Source organism: Methylobacterium sp. WL12 (genome assembly GCF_008039475.1).
In the GTDB taxonomy this organism is placed as follows: Bacteria; Pseudomonadota; Alphaproteobacteria; order Rhizobiales; family Beijerinckiaceae; genus Methylobacterium; species Methylobacterium cerastii.
The window spans coordinates 1-16,316 of sequence record NZ_VRUW01000038.1 but is presented as its reverse complement, the minus strand read 5'-3'; the positions used below and the strand labels follow the sequence as shown (position 1 = coordinate 16,316).

The following is a 16,316-nucleotide window of genomic DNA, read 5'->3' as shown; positions in this document are numbered from 1 at the left end:
GGAAGGCGGGTTTCGCCGTGCGCCGTCAAGCCTGCGCCGTCAGGCCTCGGCCGCGACGCGCAGGATCGGCCGCTCCGGCTTGGTGCCGACATGCGCGAGCACCGTGTCGACCGCGCTTCCCAGGGACGAAACGTGTTCGGCCGCCGGGATGCTGCCGCGGCCGGCGGAGTCGTCGTCCGCCTGCCATAACCCGACGACGACCGGAACGTCCGGCATTCGACGCTGGAGGCGATCGACGAGGCGCCGCAGATGCGCCGGCTCGCCACTGATCGCCAACGAGACGATGCAGACGATCCGCGCCGCACCGGGATCGAAGTCCGCGATCTTCGCGCGCGACACCTCGCCGAACGAAACGATGCGCGTCCCGAGCCCGCGCTTGGCCAACAGCTGCGCCAGGATCGTGGCCGCCGGCGTGTCGATGAAGCCGCGCCCGGCGACGCAGAGCACCGCCCCGTCCTGCGACCAGGCCGGCGGGATCGCGTCGGGGTCCGGCGTCGCCGCCGCCGGGGCATCGCCCGTCGGCTTGAACTCGGAAGCGGCGGGCGTCGGCACCCGGTCGTCCCGCTCGGCGAGCGCGTCGACGAGCTCGCTGACGGAGGCGCGGATGTCGGACTTCTGGTCGAGGGTGAGCACGCCGCGGGCGGCGTCGCGGGCGGCGAGTTCGAGGCCCTTCAGCACCACGTCGTCGTAGTAGGCCGACAGCGAGCAGGTCTGCAGGATCAGCTCGGCGTGCTCCTGCGCCTCCTCCGGATCGTCGGCGAGGATGCGCTGGTAGAAGTTCTCCACCGGCGTCAGCGCCGCCCGGTTGCCGAACAACACGTCGAGGAACTCGAGCTTGTCGATGTGCCGGCCGAGCACGACGAGGCAGACGGTCAACGGCGTCGAGAGCAGAAGCCCGACCGGTCCCCACAGCCAGGTCCAGAACAGGGCCGAGATCAGCACCGCGAAGGGCGAGAGCCCAGTGGAATGGCCGTAGAGCATCGGCTCGACGATCTGGCCGGTGAGCGGCTCCAGCACGATGAACAGGATCGCGGTGGCGATCACCATGTTCCAGCCGGGGTCGACCGCGGCGGCGAGGGCCAGCGGGAGTAGGGCGGACAGGAAGGCGCCGATATACGGCACGAACCGCATGACCGCCGAGACGATGCCCCAGAGCACGGGGTTCGGCACGCCGATGAGGTAGAGCCCGATGCCGACGACGAGCCCGAAGGCGGTGTTGAGGGCCAGTTGCACCACGAAGTAGCGGCTGAGGCGCCGCGCGGCGTCATCCATCGCGACGGTGGTGCGGTGCAGGTCGCTGGAACCGGCGAGCCGGATCATCCGGTCGCGTAGATCCTCGCGCTGCATCAGGACGAACAGCAGCACGACGAACACGATGCCGGTGGTGGCCAGGGGCTGCATCACCGGGGAGAGCAGGGTGCTCGCGGTCTCGAGCGGACCCGGTTGCGCCCGCCGCATCTCGACCAGGACCGGATCCGCCTGCGGCCGCGCGGGCTTCGCCTCCGGGTTCGGCTCGGGCTTAGCCTCCGGCTTTTTTTCGGGCTTGGCCTCGGCGTCCGGCTTCTGCGCCTTGTCGCCGTTGCCGGCGTCGTGCAGCGCGCGGCCGATGTTGGCGACGTAGGCGGCGAGATGCGCAGCCGGGCTGTCGCGCAGGCCCTCGACCTTGCGTTCGATGGTCGAGCGATAGCGCGGTACGTCGCCGGCGAGGCCCGCCACCTGCACGCCGATCAGGGTGGCCAGGGCGGCGACGACGCCGAGGGTGAACACCACCGCGGCGCCCACCGCGACGACCCGTGGCAGGTGCCAGCGCCGAAGCAGCGCCACCAGCGGGCCGAGCACGAACGAGAGCAGCACGGCGATGGCGATCGGGATGAAGATCTCGCGCCCGAAATACAGGCCGGCGATGATGGTCGCGCTGACGAGGACCGGCGAGACCAGGGCCGTCTTCGGGGTCTCGGCCGCGGCGATCCGGGTCGGGGACGGCGCTTCGAGGGGAGGGTCTTCAGTCTTCGTCGCCATGCCGCCACCGGAACCGTACGCTTACGCTCGCACCGGTTGTGCTGTCGCCGATGCGAACGAGGAACGACACGGACCAGCGAAACGATCCCTCGCGGGCCGTGCCGTTTTCACGGAACCGTGATCGGTCAGGCCTGCGCGACGCCGGCGCGGGTGACGTCGGCTGCGTCGCCGAGCGTTTCGAGCGACCAGCACAGGGCCATCACCCGCCGGGCCTGCGCCTCGGGCAGCACGCCGTCTGCGAGGTCGGTGAACTTGCGCTCCAGCGCCGCGTCGGTCATCGGCCGCTCGACGCTGCCGATCGCGTGCTCGATGCGGCGGTGCAGGGTGCGGCCGTCCTTCAGCGTCACGGTCATGTCGACCTGCGCCGCCGCGATTCCAGGCGTCACCACCGGCACGACCCTCTCGCGGAGCGCGACGACCACGGGGTCGCGCACCGCACGGTCGCTGAACTGCTTCTCGCCGGCTGCCCCCTCGACCAGGGCCACGGCGACGGCGTGGAAGATGCTGAACTTGCCCTCCAACCCGGATTGCGGTGCCGTCTTGCCGGTGAGCTCGAGCACCAGCGGATGCACCTTGAGGTCGACGCGGGCGATCTGATCGGGCTTCAGGTGCTGCTCGTCGCGCAGTTGGATCGCGGCGTCGATCGCCGGGTGCATGACGATACCGCAGGCGAACGGCTTGTAGGTGTTGAGCAGGCTCTCGAAACGAGTGCCGAGCTCCTCCGTGATCTCGCGATAATCCTGCTTGGTCGAGACGGTGTTGGCCCAGCCGCGCTTGGCCTCGATCATCCCGTCCGACGACGTGAAGCCTTTCGCCGCCAGAATCGCCGCGAACAGGCCGTTGGCGGCGGCGCGGCCGGGATTGAAGCTCTTGTTCATCGAGCCGAACGATTCGCGCAGGCCCACCGGCTGCGAGGCGGCCAGCCCCAGCGCGAACACCATCTGCTGCTCGGTGAGCCCCATCAGCTTGCCGGCGGCGGCCGCCGCCCCGAAGACGCCGGCGGTGCCGGTGATGTGCCAGCCGACGTCATAGTGGTTCGGATAGACCGCGTTGCCGATCCGGCACTCGGTCTCGATCCCGAGCACCAGCGCATTGAGGAAGTCCCGCCCCGAAACCGGATGCATCTCGGCATAGGCGAGGATCGCCGAGGCGACCGGGCCGGCCGGGTGGATCACGGTCTTCAGGTGCGTGTCGTCGTAGTCGAAGATGTGGCTCGACACGCCGTTCAGGAACGCGGCGTTCATGATGTCGAAGCGCTCGGTGCGGCCGAACAGGCCGGCCTGCGGCGGCCCGGAGAACGGCGCCAGCGCCGACACCGCGACGTCCAGCGTCTCGTGGTGCGAGCCGCCGATGGCGACGCCGACCCAGTTGAGGAAGGTCCGCGTCGCCTCGCGGCGAACGGTCTCGGGCAGATCCTCGAACCGGGCGTTCACGACGTAGCGCGCCAGGGTATGGGTCACGCCTTTCGCCTCCGGCTTGGGCGCTGCCGCATCCTGCGGCTTGCCCGACTCCTGCGCGTGACCCAATTCCGGCGCGGCGAGCGCGAGGCCCGCGGCGGCGATCAGCGCGCGTCGATCGATCTTCGACATGGTGCCTCCGTCCCTACTGAGCCGGCCACATCGCTTGCGTTTGTTCGGACGCGGCGACCGGGCTGTGGGCGATCAGCTAGCGCAGGCGCGGATCGAGCCGAGGGCAAAAAGGTTTCAACCGCTCGTTGCTGACAGACGCCGGGGGGACGATGCGTCCGATCCCTGATCACGGCATCCGACCCGCCGCCTCATCCTGAATTGCCCGCGTCAGCGGGCCTTGAAGGAGCCTTCCAGGGATCATGCGGATCCTGGAGGTATCCTTCGAGGCGCCCGCTTCACGGCCGCACCTTAAAATGAGGTGTGTTGGGGGGAGGTCTGGCGGCGTCGCTTTCCGGTCAGACCACGACCGCCATCGCGTCCTGCTCGCCGACGCCGAAGACCCGCTTGTAGCGGGCGATGGCGTCGGCCGGCCCCTGTGCCTTGGTCGGGTTGTCGGAGATCTTCACCGTCGGGCGCCCGTCCGCATGCGTGACCTTGCAGACGATCGAAACCGGATCGAGCCGCCCGTCCGGCACCAGTCCGCGAAAGTCGTTGGTGAGCAGGGTGCCCCAGCCGTAACCGATCCGCAGCCGCCCGTGGAAATGGGCATGGATCCGCTCGATCGTGTCGATGTCGAGCCCGTCTGAGAAGATCGCGAGCTTTTCGCGCGGGTCGGCGCCGCGCGAGCGCCAGAACGCGATCGCCTCCTCGCCGCCCGCGATCGGGTCCTTCGAGTCGATGCGGATGCCGGTCCAGTCGGTCAGCCAGTCGGGCGCGCCGGCGAGGAAGCCGGTGGTGCCGTAGGTGTCGGGCAGCACGACGAGGAGGTTGCCCTCGTAATCCTCCTGCCAGTCGCGCAGCACGTCGTAGGGGGCACGCGCCAGCGCCGCGTCGTCCTCGGCGAGGGCCGCGTAGACCATCGGCAGCTCGTGCGCGTTGGTGCCCACGGCCTCGACCTCGCGGCGTAGCGCGATCAGGCAGTTCGAGGTGCCGAGGAAGCGCTTCGATCCCAGGCCCTCGTCCATCGCCTGCACGCACCAATCCTGCCACAGGAAGCCGTGCCGGCGGCGGGTCCCGAAATCGGCGATCGACAGGTCCGGAAGCTTGCGCAAACGCTCGATCTTCTCCCAGACCCGCGTCATCGCCCGCGCATACAGCACCTGCAAGTCGAGCTTGCCGAGGTTGCGCAGCACCGCGCGCGAGCGCAGCTCGTTGAGGATGGCGAGCGCCGGAACCTCCCACATCGTGGTCTCGACCCAGGGACCGTGAAAGGTCAGCTCGTACTGCCCGTCGCGCGCCTCGAGATGGTATTCGGGCAGTTGGAAGCCCTCGAACCACGCGATGAAGTCGGCCGACAGAATGCGGCGGCGTCCGTAGAAGGCGTTCCCGCGCAGCCAGGTCGCCTCGCCGCGGGAGAGACGCAGGGACCGGGCGTGGTCGAGCTGCTCGCGGAGCGCGCCGGCATCGACCTCGTCGGCGATACGGATGCGGGTGGTGCGGTTGCTGATGCCGAAGGTCACCGCCACGTCGCGGTGCCGCCGCAGGATCGTCTGCGCCATCAGCAGCTTGTAGAAATCGGTGTCGAGCAGCGACCGCACGATCGGGTCGATACCGAAATTGTGGTTGTGCACCCGCCGCGCGAGATCGAGCATGTGGGGGGAAGCCTTAGGGTCGGACGACACGAAGCCTGGAGGGCGCACGACCGACGCACCGGTGTCAACGGAGGTCGCCGCTCAGCGCATCGAAAAGGCGGCGCGCCCGGTGGGAGCACGCCGCCTCCGATGGCTCAGATGCGATCCGAGTAGATCAAGTCAGATCGCTCAGGCCAGGTCGACCTTCTTGGTCTCGGTCTTCGGGCTCTCGCCGGTGAGCGTGGCCTTCACGTAGCCGAACAGGTGCAGCATCTTGCTGTTGGGGCTGTCCCAGTACTCGCCCTGCTCGGGGTGGATGCGGAGCAGCGCGACCTCGGGGTCGTCCTTGCCGTTCGGGAACCAGGTCTTCAGGCTCTCGGTCCACTTGGCGTCGACGATCGCCTGGTCGCTGACGATCTCGGCCTTCCCGGCGATCGAGACGTAGGTCTGGCTCGACGGGTCGGAGTACGACAGGTTGATCTGGTTGTCCCGGCTGATCTCGGCGGTCTTGGGCGAGTGCAGCTTGGTGAAGAACCACAGGTCGCCGTTCTCGTCGATGTCGTTGTTCCACATCGGACGGCTGTTGAGCGTGCCGTCGGAGTCGGCGGTGGTCATCATCGCCACCTTCACGTCCTTCACCAGCTCGAACAGCTTCTTCGCGCCCTCGTGGTCGCGGTGGTTGCCCTGATGCATCGCAGTCGTCTCTCCAGATGGTGACGGCGCGTCGGCTCTCCCTGCCGCCCGCACCGGCGGTCGTGTCACAACGGATGACGCATCGGTTGGTTCGATCGCCTGCGCACAGGGGCCGCACGGCGTCGTGCCTGCTGCGGCTGGCGTTTCCGGCCCGGCTGTTTACATGGGCCGGAACCATCCCTTTCGAGATCTCGAGCCGCCGGACCCGGCGAAGGAGCCAGACCGTGGCGATCACCCGAGACGACGTACTGCTTGCCCTGCAGGCCGTGACCATCGATGCCGCCGGAACCACGCTGCCGGCTTCCGGCCGGCTCTCGCAGGTGGTGGTCGACCCGACCAACCGCGTGATGTTCTCGATCCTCATCGACGCGAGCGAGGCCGCCCGCTTCGAGCCGATCCGCCGATCGGCCGAGGGCAAGGTCCTGTCGATGCCCGGCGTGTCCGGCGTGTTCGCCAGCCTCACGTCCGAGCGCGGGCCCGGCATGCCGGAGCAGAGCAAGGCGGCGCCGGTCCCGGTCACCGCCGCTCCGCCGCGGCCAGGCGCGCCTCCCGGCCAGGGTCCGGCCCTGCCGGGGGTTCGCCACATCGTGGCCGTGGCCTCGGGCAAGGGCGGCGTCGGCAAGTCCACCACCGCCTGCAACATCGCGCTTGCCCTGAAGGCGCAGGGCCTGAAGGTCGGCCTGCTCGACGCCGACATCTACGGGCCTTCGGTGCCGAAGCTGTTCGGCCTTTCCGGCAAGCCGAAGGTGGTCGACAACCGCAGCATGGAGCCGATGGAAGGCTACGGCCTTAAGGTGATGTCGATCGGCTTCCTGATCGAGCCGGAGACGGCGATGATCTGGCGCGGCCCGATGGTGCAGTCGGCGCTGACGCAGATGCTGCGCGACGTGCTCTGGGGCGAGCTCGACGTGCTGATCGTCGACATGCCGCCGGGCACCGGCGACGCGCAGCTCACCATGGCGCAGGCGACGCCGCTGTCGGGCGCCGTCATCGTCTCGACGCCGCAGGACCTCGCGCTGATCGATGCGCGCCGCGGCGTGACCATGTTCAAGAAGGTCGCGGTGCCGATCCTCGGCGTGATCGAGAACATGGCGACCTTCGTGTGCCCGAACTGCAACCATGAATCGCACATCTTCGGACATGGCGGCGCGCGGATCGAGGCGCAGCGCCTCGGCGTGCCGTTCCTCGGCGAGGTGCCGCTGAACATGACGATCCGCGAATCGTCGGATGCCGGCCAGCCGGTCGTCGCGGTCGCGCCCGACGGACCGCAGGCCAGGGTCTACCGCGAGATCGCCGCCAAGCTCTGGGACAACCTCAACGCCGCGCCGGCCGGCCGGGCCGCGCCGAAGATCGTGTTCGAGTAGCCCCGTGATGCCGCCGGTCCTGGGCCTGATCCTGGCCGGCGGCCTCGCCCGGCGCATGGGCGGCGGCGACAAGGTTTTGCTCCCGCTCGCCGGGCGGACCCTGCTGGAACGCGTGACCGAACGGCTCGCGCCGCAATGCGCGTCTGGAGTGGCCCTCAGTGCCAACGGCGATCCGACGCGGTTCACGGGCTTTCCGGGACCAATCCTGCCGGACGGCGTCCCCGGCCATCCCGGGCCGCTCGCCGGCATCCTGGCCGGGCTCGACCACGCCGCCGCGTTCCATCCCAACGTCGAATACGTCGCCAGCGTCTCGGGCGACGCGCCGTTCCTGCCGCACGACCTGATCGCCCGCCTCGCCGCCGCCCGGGACAAGGCCGCGATCGTGCTCGCCGCCTCTGGCGAGCGGCAACACTACACCGTCGCCCTTTGGCCCTTGCGTCTGCGGGAAGACCTCCGCGCCGCCCACGTCGAACGCGGAGAGCGCCGCGTCGGCGGCTTCATCGAGCGCCACGGTGCGACGGTGGTGCGATGGCCGGTCTCGCGGTTCGACCCGTTCCACAACGTCAACACACCGGACGACCTGAGCGCGGCGGCGTCACTGTGCGAAGAGATTGAGGAGGCAGCCGGCTGAGGCGGCGGCGAAACTCGCAGAGCCGCCCATAGAAGGTCAAGGGCGGAAGACTCGTTTCAGCGGATGGGAAGAGATGGTGCCCAGGGACGGAGTCGAACCGCCGACACTGCGATTTTCAGTCGCATGCTCTACCAACTGAGCTACCTGGGCCTTCGCCGGACCGCTTGGCGGCCTCGACTGGAGCGGGGGTATAGTCAGTGCCCCCCGACCTGTCCAGCCTGATCCCGCAAGCTAGACCGATGATTTTTTGGCTATTCGGATTCGGGTTTCCGGGCGGGCGGCAGGTCGCCGTCGTCCTCGTCCTCCGAGGCCGGGATGACGTAGCGGTCGCTCAGCCAGCGCCCGAGGTCGATGTCCGAGCAGCGCTCCGAGCAGAACGGCTTCAGCTTCGGGTCGGCGGGCTTTCCGCAGATCGGGCAGGAGGGAAGCTTCGCGGGCGCACTCATGCCATCGCGCTCCAGCCGGCGCGCACCGGGAAGCCCTCGCCGTCCAGGAGCGCCATCGTCTCGTAGAGCGGCAGGCCGACGACGGCCGAATGCGAGCCGACGAGCTTGACCACGAAGGCGCCGGCCAAGCCCTGGATTGCGTAGCCGCCGGCCTTGCCGCGCCATTCGCCGGAGGCGAGATAGCCGCTCATCTCGCGCTGCGACAGCCGCTTGAACCGCACCCGGCTCTCGACGATCCGCTCGCGTCGCGCCCCCTTCGGCGAGAGCAGGCACACGGCCGTGAACACCCGGTGCTGCCGGCCGGAGAGCAGGCGCAGGCAGTCGGCGGCCTCGTCGGGCACCTCGGCCTTCGGCAGCACGCGCCGGCCCACCGCCACCACCGTGTCGGCGGAGAGGACCCAGCTCTTGGCGCCGTGTGCGTGCAGGTGCAAAGCGCCCTGCGCGGCGGCGAGCTTCGCCCGCGCGAGGCGCCGGGCGAGCTCGCGCGGCGATTCGGATTTCAGCGGGGTCTCGTCCACGTCGGCGGGGAGCAGCGCGTCCGGCTCGATGCCGATCTGCTGCAACAGGGCGAGCCGGCGCGGCGAGGCGGAGGCGAGGATCAGCCGCGCGGGGTTGTCCGCGGGCGCGGCCTGGGGGGAAGGGGCGTCCATGGATCTCGGATCAATCCTCGGCCGGCGCCACCCAATCAGGCGGACGCCGCAGGCATCGCGGGTACGTGTCCAGGGGTGATAGTGGAACGCCGACGCCATGGGAACGGAGGGGACGGAGGGAGACCGTCTGCGGAGGGCAAAGGCACAGCGCAAGACTGCGCCGACGGCTCTGGGCACCACCGCCGGATCCAGCCTCGTCGCAACGTCGAACCCGTGGACAACGCCGGCGGCTCTGCTATGCTCCAGCCGCGCTGCCGAAACGCGGTCCGGCGCGGGCGTAGTTCAGTGGTAGAACGTCAGCTTCCCAAGCTGAATATACGGGTTCGATTCCCGTCGCCCGCTCCAATGCTTTTCCCTAGCCCGCACAATCGTTTGAGGAGTTATCCTCGCGCTGCCGGCCGGGTCGTTTACCCCCTAGGGATACAACAGGGATACAACGCCGGCCCCTCTGCGCCGTTGTATCCGGCGCTCGTATCCCGGCCCTTTCCGCACAGAAAAAGGCCCCCCTCAGATCTGATGAGGCCCCTGCTGGTCGTCGATCCCGCCGTGGTGACGGCTACTCATCGGGCTTCCAGAGTTCGCGCAGCTCGGCGGCCCGGCGCTCCAGTTCCGAGGCCAGCTGCGGTCCCATGACCCGGAGGGCTGGAGCGACGGCGTCCGGGACGGGACGCGTGCCGGCCAGCCAGTGGTTGAGCTGCTGCGGGTCGTACCGGCGCCCGGCCGCGCGGCTCAGGGCCGCGCAGAACGGCGACTGCCACCGATCGCCGAATCCCAGCCGACCCGTCCGGATCACCGCGTCCCGGTCCCGGCGTTGGTCATCGGTGAGGTGGGAGGTGTCGACTTCCTCGGGGATCAGGGCGGGGCGCTTCATCAGGATTCCTCCGGGGCTAGGCAGCTGTGTCGAACAGGGGGAGCGGGGTCGGAGCCTTCCTAACGCGGGCGGTCGCATGCGCGAGGTTAGCCTCGACCAGGGCCTTCGCCAGCAGCGGGACGACGCTGTTCCCGCACATGCGGACCTGCGCCGTACGGGTCAGCCGAACAGGCGAGCCGACGGGCCCGCGATCGGGATCCGGACATGCGCCAGGAGGCCGGCCGGCTCCATGGCGGCGTCGGGATAGGCCATGGTCAGGACGAGCGTGCCGTCCCGATTCTCGACCTGAAACAGCGTCGAGTCCCGGCACTCGATGTAGGGGATGTCGGACATGCTGGACATGATGCAGCCTCCTCAGATCAGGGTGCCGAGGGCGTCGGCGTCGTCGCCGGGCAGCGGGATTATGGCGGGCCGATTCACCGTGGCGTCGTGCAGGCCACAGTTCAGGGCATGGCCCCAAATCGTGAGCCGTTCCCGCGTGAGTTGCAGGCGGTGATGCGCGTCGCGCACGACGTCTGCAGCCGCATCGAGGCGCTTCCCGACGTAGCCGTCCTCGATGTGACCGCTCGCAGCCCAAGAGGCTGGGATGAGAAAGTCCGGATCCGCATCCAGGATCGACCGGACGTAGACCGCGATCGCCTTGTCAGCGGCCTCGCGCGCCTTCCTGTCCGCCGTCGCAGCGCACTTCGCCCGACGGGCCTCAAGGGCGTACCGGGCCGCCTGCTCCTCGGGGGGCAGGCCGCGGATCCGGATCACGCGCCGGTTCCGGCCTTTGCCCTCTCCGGCGAACATCTGCTCATGCGACAGGAGCCTCCACCCCCGGTGCCCGGCGGGACCCGGCTCCTCAACTACGAGGCGCAAGTGGAGCCACGTCCTAACTACCCTTCCCGCATCCAGCCATGGCGTGGCGTGTGAGATTGTGTAGCGATAGACCCCCGGCTTGTATCGCTCGGTACGGGCGGCAAGGTCGCGCTTAACAATCGATTGCATGTTCAGCCAATGATCGCCAGCGTAGAGAGCGATCACACTAAGGTTTATACTTTCCGCCGCGTTATTGATGTCTCGATGATCGATGGGTGCGCGGAGCCCCACTTCGAAGTGAGTGTCATAATGACGCGTCTTCTCAGGCAACTTGACAGTGCCGAGGCTGAACATGTCGAGGCCGCTGCTCATGCTGCTCTCCGGGGCTGGGGGAAAAGGGTGCGCGGCCTGGTCGGCTGCACGCAGATGCGGCGGTGCCCGGGGCACCAGCTGCTGTCGGGCGCCGTCGCATGCCCGCAGCTGAGCGTGGGCAGGACGCGGGGATCGCCGCAGATGAATCTGCACTGGCCGTCCCGTGCCTGCAGCAGCGGCACGTCGAGCGAGAGCGGCATCTTGTCGGCGTACGCCACCGGCACCGGCCGCGCGGCGATCGCAGGAGCGCCCGCAATCCGAGGCGGCTGATACAGCCGGGGGGCGGCCGGGCGGGAGGCAGCCCCCGTTGCTCTCGGATTCGAGCCTTGTAGCGGCGGTCGCGCTCGCGCTCCCGCTCGCGTACCCTCTCCAACTCGTCGGCGCTCAGCTCGGAGCGCGAGCGAGGCTGACGGCCGCGCGAGACGTTGTTGCCGGTCGGCCCTTTGAAGGACTTGCCCGACCGGCTCATCCGGCAGATCACGGAGTTGTGCGTGACCTCGCTGTCGAACTCTTGACTAAGGATAGCCGCGATTTCGCGGCTCGATTTAGTGCCGGGCTTCCATAGGGCCCGGTAACGCGCGATCTGCTCCTCCGACCACCTCATGCGCCGGCCCCCTCGATCACCAGGGCGCTGCGCACGCCGACGGCGCGGAGGAAGGACCTGCCGGGGGCCTTGCGGCCCGACAGGATGCTGCTGAGGTCGTTGGCGTTGAGGCCGTGCGCGAGGGCGAAAACGCGCTGGGATCCCGCTTCATCGACGCCCCGGCGCAGCAGCGCGACGACGTCGATCTCGGTAACGACGCGAGCTGGAGCGCTCGCGCAAACAGGTGCGCTCGAAGAGGCCACGATGTCCTCCGCAGTATTCAGTGTTGAACGGCCTCGGTGAGCCGGTAATGTCGAGATAAAGCCAGCTACGCAGACTCGCAAGATGGCGATCCGAACTTTCGAATCAAATGTTGGAACAATAGGATTTTTACAAGGTCCAAAGTGGAAATTTTTGTACAGCTTGCTAGGAAAACCGGCTTTTAATGACCGGTTTCGGCTCATATCCGACCGATTTACACCCAGGACTTTTCCACACCTTGTCCGATTTGCACCCAAGCAGGCCTCCTTGGGTGCAAATCGGTCAGACCGCCTCGTAGTGACTTTCAGACCTACACATAGAATCCGTAGACGAGGGCCGTCGGCCCCGATGGGACGGGAGGATGTGATGCGCTTTGTATTGGCTCTACTGAGGGCGTTGCTGGCGGTCTTGCTGGCACCGCTGCGGCTGCTCGGCTTCGGCGGGCAGCCGACGACGCCCGCATCGATCGCAGCGGCGGCCATGGAGGCTGAGGCCGGCGAGGGCGATCCCGACGAGGCGGCAAGCCATCCCCTCGGCGAGCTTGTGAGGCTGTGGGCAATCCGGCGCCGCTACGGGGCGCAGCCCGGGGGCGCGGCGCTCGCGCCCCTGCCGCCCCTCGTGGATGCCTGGCTCGGCCAGCTGGATCGGGGGCAACTCGCGCTGGTCGCGATGACGCCGCCGTCGATGCTCGAACGGCACATCGCGGCGGGGCCGGACGGTCAGCTGAAATCCAGCCTCGGCCTGGTCGTCCCGCAGCCGGATGTCCCGGCCCTCCCGGCGAACGACGATGCCCCCGCGCGGCCGGACCGGCGGGGTGAACCTTCGCTGGACGAGGTGCTGTCAGATCTGGGCTACACCCCGAAGCTCCGCTACCGCGGCTGACTTTTCAGCCGGGACGAGACGACCGACCCGCCGGGGGCTGACCCCGGCGGGTTTTCTTATGCGCGGCGCGCGGTGCGGAGGATCACCGCAAGGGCGCCCTTGGCCCGATCGGCGCGCGCGTTGGCGGCGGCCAGCTCGTGCGCCAGGACGGCCGATTCCTGCCGGGCCCGCGCGATCTCGGACTTGGCGGCCGCCAGGGCCCGGCGCGTCCGGACCAGCTCGTCACCGAGGTCCGAGACAGCCTCGATGTCCGTGGCGCGCCGCTCGGCCATGTCGGCGGCGAAATCCCGGACGGCCATGTCCATGAGGCCGAAAGCCTGAGCACCGCGGCTGCCGACGTCGTACATCACGCGCGCTGCGATCGTCATGGCATCTCTCCTGGCGGGCTGATCTCTTCCCACCATTCCGCGCCTGGGCGGGTCTGCCCGTCAAGAATCCGCAACAGCCATCCACAATTTTCGGTTATCAGAGAGTTTCAGGGTTGTGCCTTGCCTTGTGCGCCCGTTTCAGGCCGACGTGCGCCCTATCTATCGTGTCACCATCCGACCCTATACCAGCCCCTTCATCCGGGTTCGCCATCATCGAGACGGGCCACCTGTTTAGGCACGATGGATACCCTGCCGTTACTTCCGTCAAGGGAAACGACTTTCTCGGCATGCGCGATATGCGGGGGTTGCCCGTTGCAGGGCGGCAGGAGACCGTCCCGGGATACTCCAGATCGGCCTCACCCTCGACGTGGCGACCTACGACCGGGACGTCGACCTCGCGATCCGCGAGGTGGTCCTGCCGCAAGTCGCGGGATTCCTGAACCTGCTCGCTGAGGCCGCACAGAACGCGGTTTAGGAGGCGATGCGGTCAGGGCTGGACCGCCCGACGTTCTTCACGCTGCAGGGCGTTAAGGTCCTCCCGGCCCGGACCCGGGGCGCAGGATGGACGCCGTGGTCTTCATCGCGGACCTACAGGCCGGCTACCTCGACCTGCTCGTGACGCCGGGCACCCGCTAGGCCGGGGATCCCGGCACGACTCGCCTCGGCCCCCTTGTGCCCGGACCCGCCACCCCGCGGGACCGGTTCGGCAACCTGCCACGGGGCTACGTCGCGGAGGTAACGCGACAGCCGAATGTCGCGTGGGTCCATTTGCGGCCCGGCGCGCCGCCGGTGCTGATCAGGAGGCTCCCGAACAACCGCCTGGAAGTCCTCGCCGCCATCGCCACCGAGACGCACCACGACACCGTGCGGCTGCCTTCCTTCGACATCGTCACAAAGGCCGTTGATAAGGCTGCTCGCGACATCGCGTGACGTCCCGACACCCTCAACGCAGCGTGGTGATGGCGATGTTGAGAGCAAGGCGAAGTTTACTGGGGCATGGTGGCTCTCGCATTTGCAGAGGCTCGGGCTGCGACATGACCGACCAGGAGGCCTACGACCACTGGATAACCCGGATCCCGCCGGAGGATGTCTGGTGCATTGGCCCGGCCAACACCAGCAAACAGGGGGCGCTCGGCTGACCTTCGCGCCGGGCGCACGCACGGCTTGGCAGACCCATCCGCTCGGGCAGACGCTGATCGTCACGGCCGGTCTCGGCTGGGTCCAGCGCGAGGGCGGCGCGGTCAAGGAGATCCGGCCGGGCGACGTCGTCTGGTTCGAGGCCGGCGAGCGGCATTGGCACGGCGCCACTACGACGACCGGCATAAGCCACATCGCCATCCAGGAAAAACGCGACGGCAGCCCCGTCGACAGGATAGAGCACGTCACCGACGCGCAGTACCGGGCCTGATCGCCCCGCGCCGGTAACCCTCACCTCACGGAAGCACCACCATGAGGACGCGCACATTGGGCACGGGCGGCCCCGAAGTATCGGACATCGGTCTCGGTTGCATGGGCCTGAGCTACGGCTACGGCCCCGCCACGGAGACGCGGGAGGTGGTCGCGCTAATCCGCGCCTCCTTCGAGCAGGGGGTCACCTTCTTCGACACCGCCGACGCGTACGGCCCGTTCGTGAACGAGGAGGTGCTCGGCGAGGCGCTCGCCCCTATCCGCGATAGGGTCGTCATCGCCACCAAGTTCGGCTTCCCCGGGGGCGACGTGCAGAAGGGCCTGGACAGCCGCCCGGAGAACATCCGCGCTGTGGCCGACGCCTCGCTAAGGCGGCTCGGGACCGACCGGATCGACCTGTTCTACCAGCACCGGGTCGATCCGGACGTGCCGGTCGAGGACGTCGCCGGCACAGTCCGCGACCCGATCCGCGAGGGCAAGGTCAAGCATTTCGGCATGTCGGAGGCCGGTGCGCAATCGCTCCGCCGGGCCCATGCGGTTCAGCCGGTCGCGGCGCTGCAGAGCGAGTATTCCCTGTGGTGGCGCGAGCCGGAGGCCGAGGTGCTTCCGACCTGCGAGGAGCTCGGGATCGGCTTCGTCCCGTTCAGTCCGCTCGGTCAGGACGTGGGCGTGACCGCTGCCGGCGTCGGTGCGGGCCCATATCCGGCCTTGAAGTCCTTGTGCCCGGCGAGGGCCTCCGGCCTGTAGGGCCCCCGGCCGGCGCACTGCATGACCTCGGACAGGGCGAAGCGCTCCCGGACGCTCTGGTGGACCAAGGCCTCCTCGGGGACGTCGCGGATCTTCACGGGCCAGCCGAGCAAGCCGAGGCGACGGGCCAGCCAACCCGGGAAGATGCCTGCGATGGTGTCGCGCATGTTGGCGACCTCGCAGTGCTGCATCCCGTTCGCAGCTGGATGAAGGTGCAGCCGGCTGGTACCAGGCTTGTCCAGACCCATGCCGTCGACCAGCAGTGGGTCCGGGATGCGGGTGGCCTGCCCGACCATCCATTCCAGGGCGATGTCAGAGAGCCGGCTCTCGGCCTCGGGGTAGCTCCCGTTGATGTCCGAGTGATTTCCCGCGAACCACATCTGGATCAGCGGGTCGGGCTCGCCCACGACCTTTTCGCGGACGACGCCCTTGCCGCCCCAACCCACCCGGGGGAAATCCCTCCGGGTCTCGTCGATGGACAGGGCGTGGCGGGCGAAGCCGACCTGGCCGCTCAGGAGCCGGTCGTAGTTCGCCGAGCGCCACTGGGCGACGTGGAACCGCGTCTTGCCGTCGACGGGCGAGCCGACGATGAACTTCACCGCCGTCGGCAGCCAGCGCCACAGGACGAAGGCCGCCGACAACGACGCGACGGATGCGAACGGCTTCCAGAAACCGGTCCCGAACGCGAGGTCGAGCAGCACGGCCGGCACGGCGACGAGGAGTGCCGCCAGAACGGTCAGGCCACCGGCGATGCCCCACCGCAGCGGCCCGACCGATCCGAGCGAGGCGACGGTGTCGAACACCCCGATGAAGTGCGGGGCGACGTTGGCGCGGTCGTCGCCGGAGCCGTAGGTGCGCCGAAACCGCCTAGCCAGCTCGAAGCGTTCCGCCTCGTAGCGGGCGCGTGGGTACCCGGCCCCGTATTCGTAGACTCCCATCACCGCCTCGTTGGCGATGTCGCGGGTCGTCTTTCGGAACCTGGGAAGGTAGCTCCCTGGAGGCGGGGCGTCGGCCGGCGGGGT

The 16,316-nt window shown here is 68.7% G+C and carries 17 protein-coding genes, 2 tRNA genes and 1 pseudogene; 7 read left to right on the top strand and 13 right to left on the bottom strand.

Annotated elements, in window-relative coordinates:
- Window positions 1-39 precede the first annotated feature (39 nt).
- The 4 genes from FV226_RS15265 to FV226_RS15250 form a co-directional block, all read right to left on the bottom strand.
- The gene (locus FV226_RS15265; RefSeq protein ID WP_147763574.1) at window positions 40-2,019 is read right to left on the bottom strand and encodes an AI-2E family transporter; all 1,980 of its coding nucleotides are present in this window, start codon (window positions 2,017-2,019) and stop codon (window positions 40-42) included.
- 125 nt (window positions 2,020-2,144) lie between these two features.
- Window positions 2,145-3,608, bottom strand: a complete 1,464-nt coding sequence (locus tag FV226_RS15260) for an MmgE/PrpD family protein (protein WP_147763573.1) — start codon at window positions 3,606-3,608, stop codon at window positions 2,145-2,147.
- Window positions 3,609-3,943: 335 nt separating this feature from the next.
- Window positions 3,944-5,239, bottom strand: coding sequence for a nicotinate phosphoribosyltransferase (locus FV226_RS15255; RefSeq protein ID WP_147763572.1), 1,296 nt, complete (start codon window positions 5,237-5,239; stop codon window positions 3,944-3,946).
- Between the two features lie 168 nt (window positions 5,240-5,407).
- Window positions 5,408-5,911 (bottom strand): pyridoxamine 5'-phosphate oxidase family protein, encoded by a 504-nt coding sequence (locus FV226_RS15250; protein WP_147752179.1) that lies wholly within the window; start codon window positions 5,909-5,911, stop codon window positions 5,408-5,410.
- 224 nt (window positions 5,912-6,135) lie between these two features.
- Between FV226_RS15250 and FV226_RS15245 the strand changes: the two genes are divergently transcribed.
- Together FV226_RS15245 and mobA are read left to right on the top strand one after the other, a co-directional pair.
- Window positions 6,136-7,275 carry an Mrp/NBP35 family ATP-binding protein gene (locus tag FV226_RS15245; RefSeq protein ID WP_147763571.1) on the top strand — a complete coding sequence of 380 codons (1,140 nt, stop codon included), beginning with the start codon at window positions 6,136-6,138 and terminating at the stop codon, window positions 7,273-7,275.
- 7 nt (window positions 7,276-7,282) lie between these two features.
- Window positions 7,283-7,906 carry a molybdenum cofactor guanylyltransferase MobA gene (mobA, locus tag FV226_RS15240; RefSeq protein ID WP_147752177.1) on the top strand — a complete coding sequence of 208 codons (624 nt, stop codon included), beginning with the start codon at window positions 7,283-7,285 and terminating at the stop codon, window positions 7,904-7,906.
- 74 nt (window positions 7,907-7,980) lie between these two features.
- On the opposite strand, the gene FV226_RS15235 is transcribed toward mobA, so the two are convergent.
- The 3 genes from FV226_RS15235 to FV226_RS15225 all read right to left on the bottom strand — a co-directional run bounded on the left by FV226_RS15235 (window position 7,981) and on the right by FV226_RS15225 (window position 9,002).
- Window positions 7,981-8,056, bottom strand: a tRNA-Phe gene (locus FV226_RS15235).
- Window positions 8,057-8,157: 101 nt separating this feature from the next.
- Window positions 8,158-8,352 (bottom strand): DNA gyrase inhibitor YacG, encoded by a 195-nt coding sequence (gene yacG / locus FV226_RS15230; protein WP_147752176.1) that lies wholly within the window; start codon window positions 8,350-8,352, stop codon window positions 8,158-8,160.
- The gene (locus FV226_RS15225) at window positions 8,349-9,002 is read right to left on the bottom strand and encodes a Maf-like protein (protein ID WP_147763570.1); all 654 of its coding nucleotides are present in this window, start codon (window positions 9,000-9,002) and stop codon (window positions 8,349-8,351) included. The genes yacG and FV226_RS15225 overlap by 4 nt, the downstream gene beginning before the upstream one ends.
- A 271-nt stretch (window positions 9,003-9,273) precedes the next feature.
- Here FV226_RS15225 and FV226_RS15220 point away from each other — a divergent pair.
- Window positions 9,274-9,347: transfer RNA gene (locus tag FV226_RS15220), tRNA-Gly, on the top strand.
- Between the two features lie 211 nt (window positions 9,348-9,558).
- On the opposite strand, the gene FV226_RS15215 is transcribed toward FV226_RS15220, so the two are convergent.
- The 4 genes from FV226_RS15215 to FV226_RS15200 all read right to left on the bottom strand — a co-directional run bounded on the left by FV226_RS15215 (window position 9,559) and on the right by FV226_RS15200 (window position 11,892).
- Complete coding sequence (locus tag FV226_RS15215) at window positions 9,559-9,873, bottom strand: hypothetical protein (RefSeq protein ID WP_147763569.1); 315 nt, start codon at window positions 9,871-9,873, stop codon at window positions 9,559-9,561.
- A gap of 159 nt (window positions 9,874-10,032) precedes the next feature.
- Entirely contained in the window at window positions 10,033-10,215 is a 183-nt protein-coding gene (locus tag FV226_RS28030) for a hypothetical protein (protein ID WP_187278766.1), read from the bottom strand.
- Between the two features lie 12 nt (window positions 10,216-10,227).
- Window positions 10,228-11,046 (bottom strand): hypothetical protein, encoded by an 819-nt coding sequence (locus FV226_RS15205; RefSeq protein ID WP_147763568.1) that lies wholly within the window; start codon window positions 11,044-11,046, stop codon window positions 10,228-10,230.
- 600 nt (window positions 11,047-11,646) lie between these two features.
- Window positions 11,647-11,892 (bottom strand): hypothetical protein, encoded by a 246-nt coding sequence (locus tag FV226_RS15200; RefSeq protein ID WP_147763567.1) that lies wholly within the window; start codon window positions 11,890-11,892, stop codon window positions 11,647-11,649.
- A gap of 364 nt (window positions 11,893-12,256) precedes the next feature.
- Between FV226_RS15200 and FV226_RS15195 the strand changes: the two genes are divergently transcribed.
- The gene (locus FV226_RS15195; protein WP_147763566.1) at window positions 12,257-12,772 is read left to right on the top strand and encodes a hypothetical protein; all 516 of its coding nucleotides are present in this window, start codon (window positions 12,257-12,259) and stop codon (window positions 12,770-12,772) included.
- Window positions 12,773-12,828: 56 nt separating this feature from the next.
- Here FV226_RS15195 and FV226_RS15190 read toward each other — a convergent pair whose 3' ends face one another.
- Window positions 12,829-13,140, bottom strand: coding sequence for a hypothetical protein (locus FV226_RS15190; RefSeq protein WP_147763565.1), 312 nt, complete (start codon window positions 13,138-13,140; stop codon window positions 12,829-12,831).
- Between the two features lie 672 nt (window positions 13,141-13,812).
- Between FV226_RS15190 and FV226_RS28025 the strand changes: the two genes are divergently transcribed.
- From FV226_RS28025 to FV226_RS15180, 3 genes and pseudogenes are all read left to right on the top strand, one after another.
- Window positions 13,813-14,070, top strand: a complete 258-nt coding sequence (locus FV226_RS28025; RefSeq protein ID WP_187278765.1) for a hypothetical protein — start codon at window positions 13,813-13,815, stop codon at window positions 14,068-14,070.
- Window positions 14,071-14,233: 163 nt separating this feature from the next.
- Window positions 14,234-14,548 (top strand): cupin domain-containing protein, encoded by a 315-nt coding sequence (locus tag FV226_RS15185; RefSeq protein ID WP_246691611.1) that lies wholly within the window; start codon window positions 14,234-14,236, stop codon window positions 14,546-14,548.
- Between the two features lie 41 nt (window positions 14,549-14,589).
- A pseudogene (locus FV226_RS15180) lies at window positions 14,590-15,207 on the top strand (aldo/keto reductase); the annotation flags it as partial.
- Here the strand turns inward: FV226_RS15180 and FV226_RS15175 are convergent.
- A partial coding sequence (locus tag FV226_RS15175) for a DUF2235 domain-containing protein (RefSeq protein ID WP_147763563.1) occupies window positions 15,204-16,316 on the bottom strand: 1,113 nt, incomplete at its 5' end. The pseudogene FV226_RS15180 and the gene FV226_RS15175 overlap by 4 nt on opposite strands.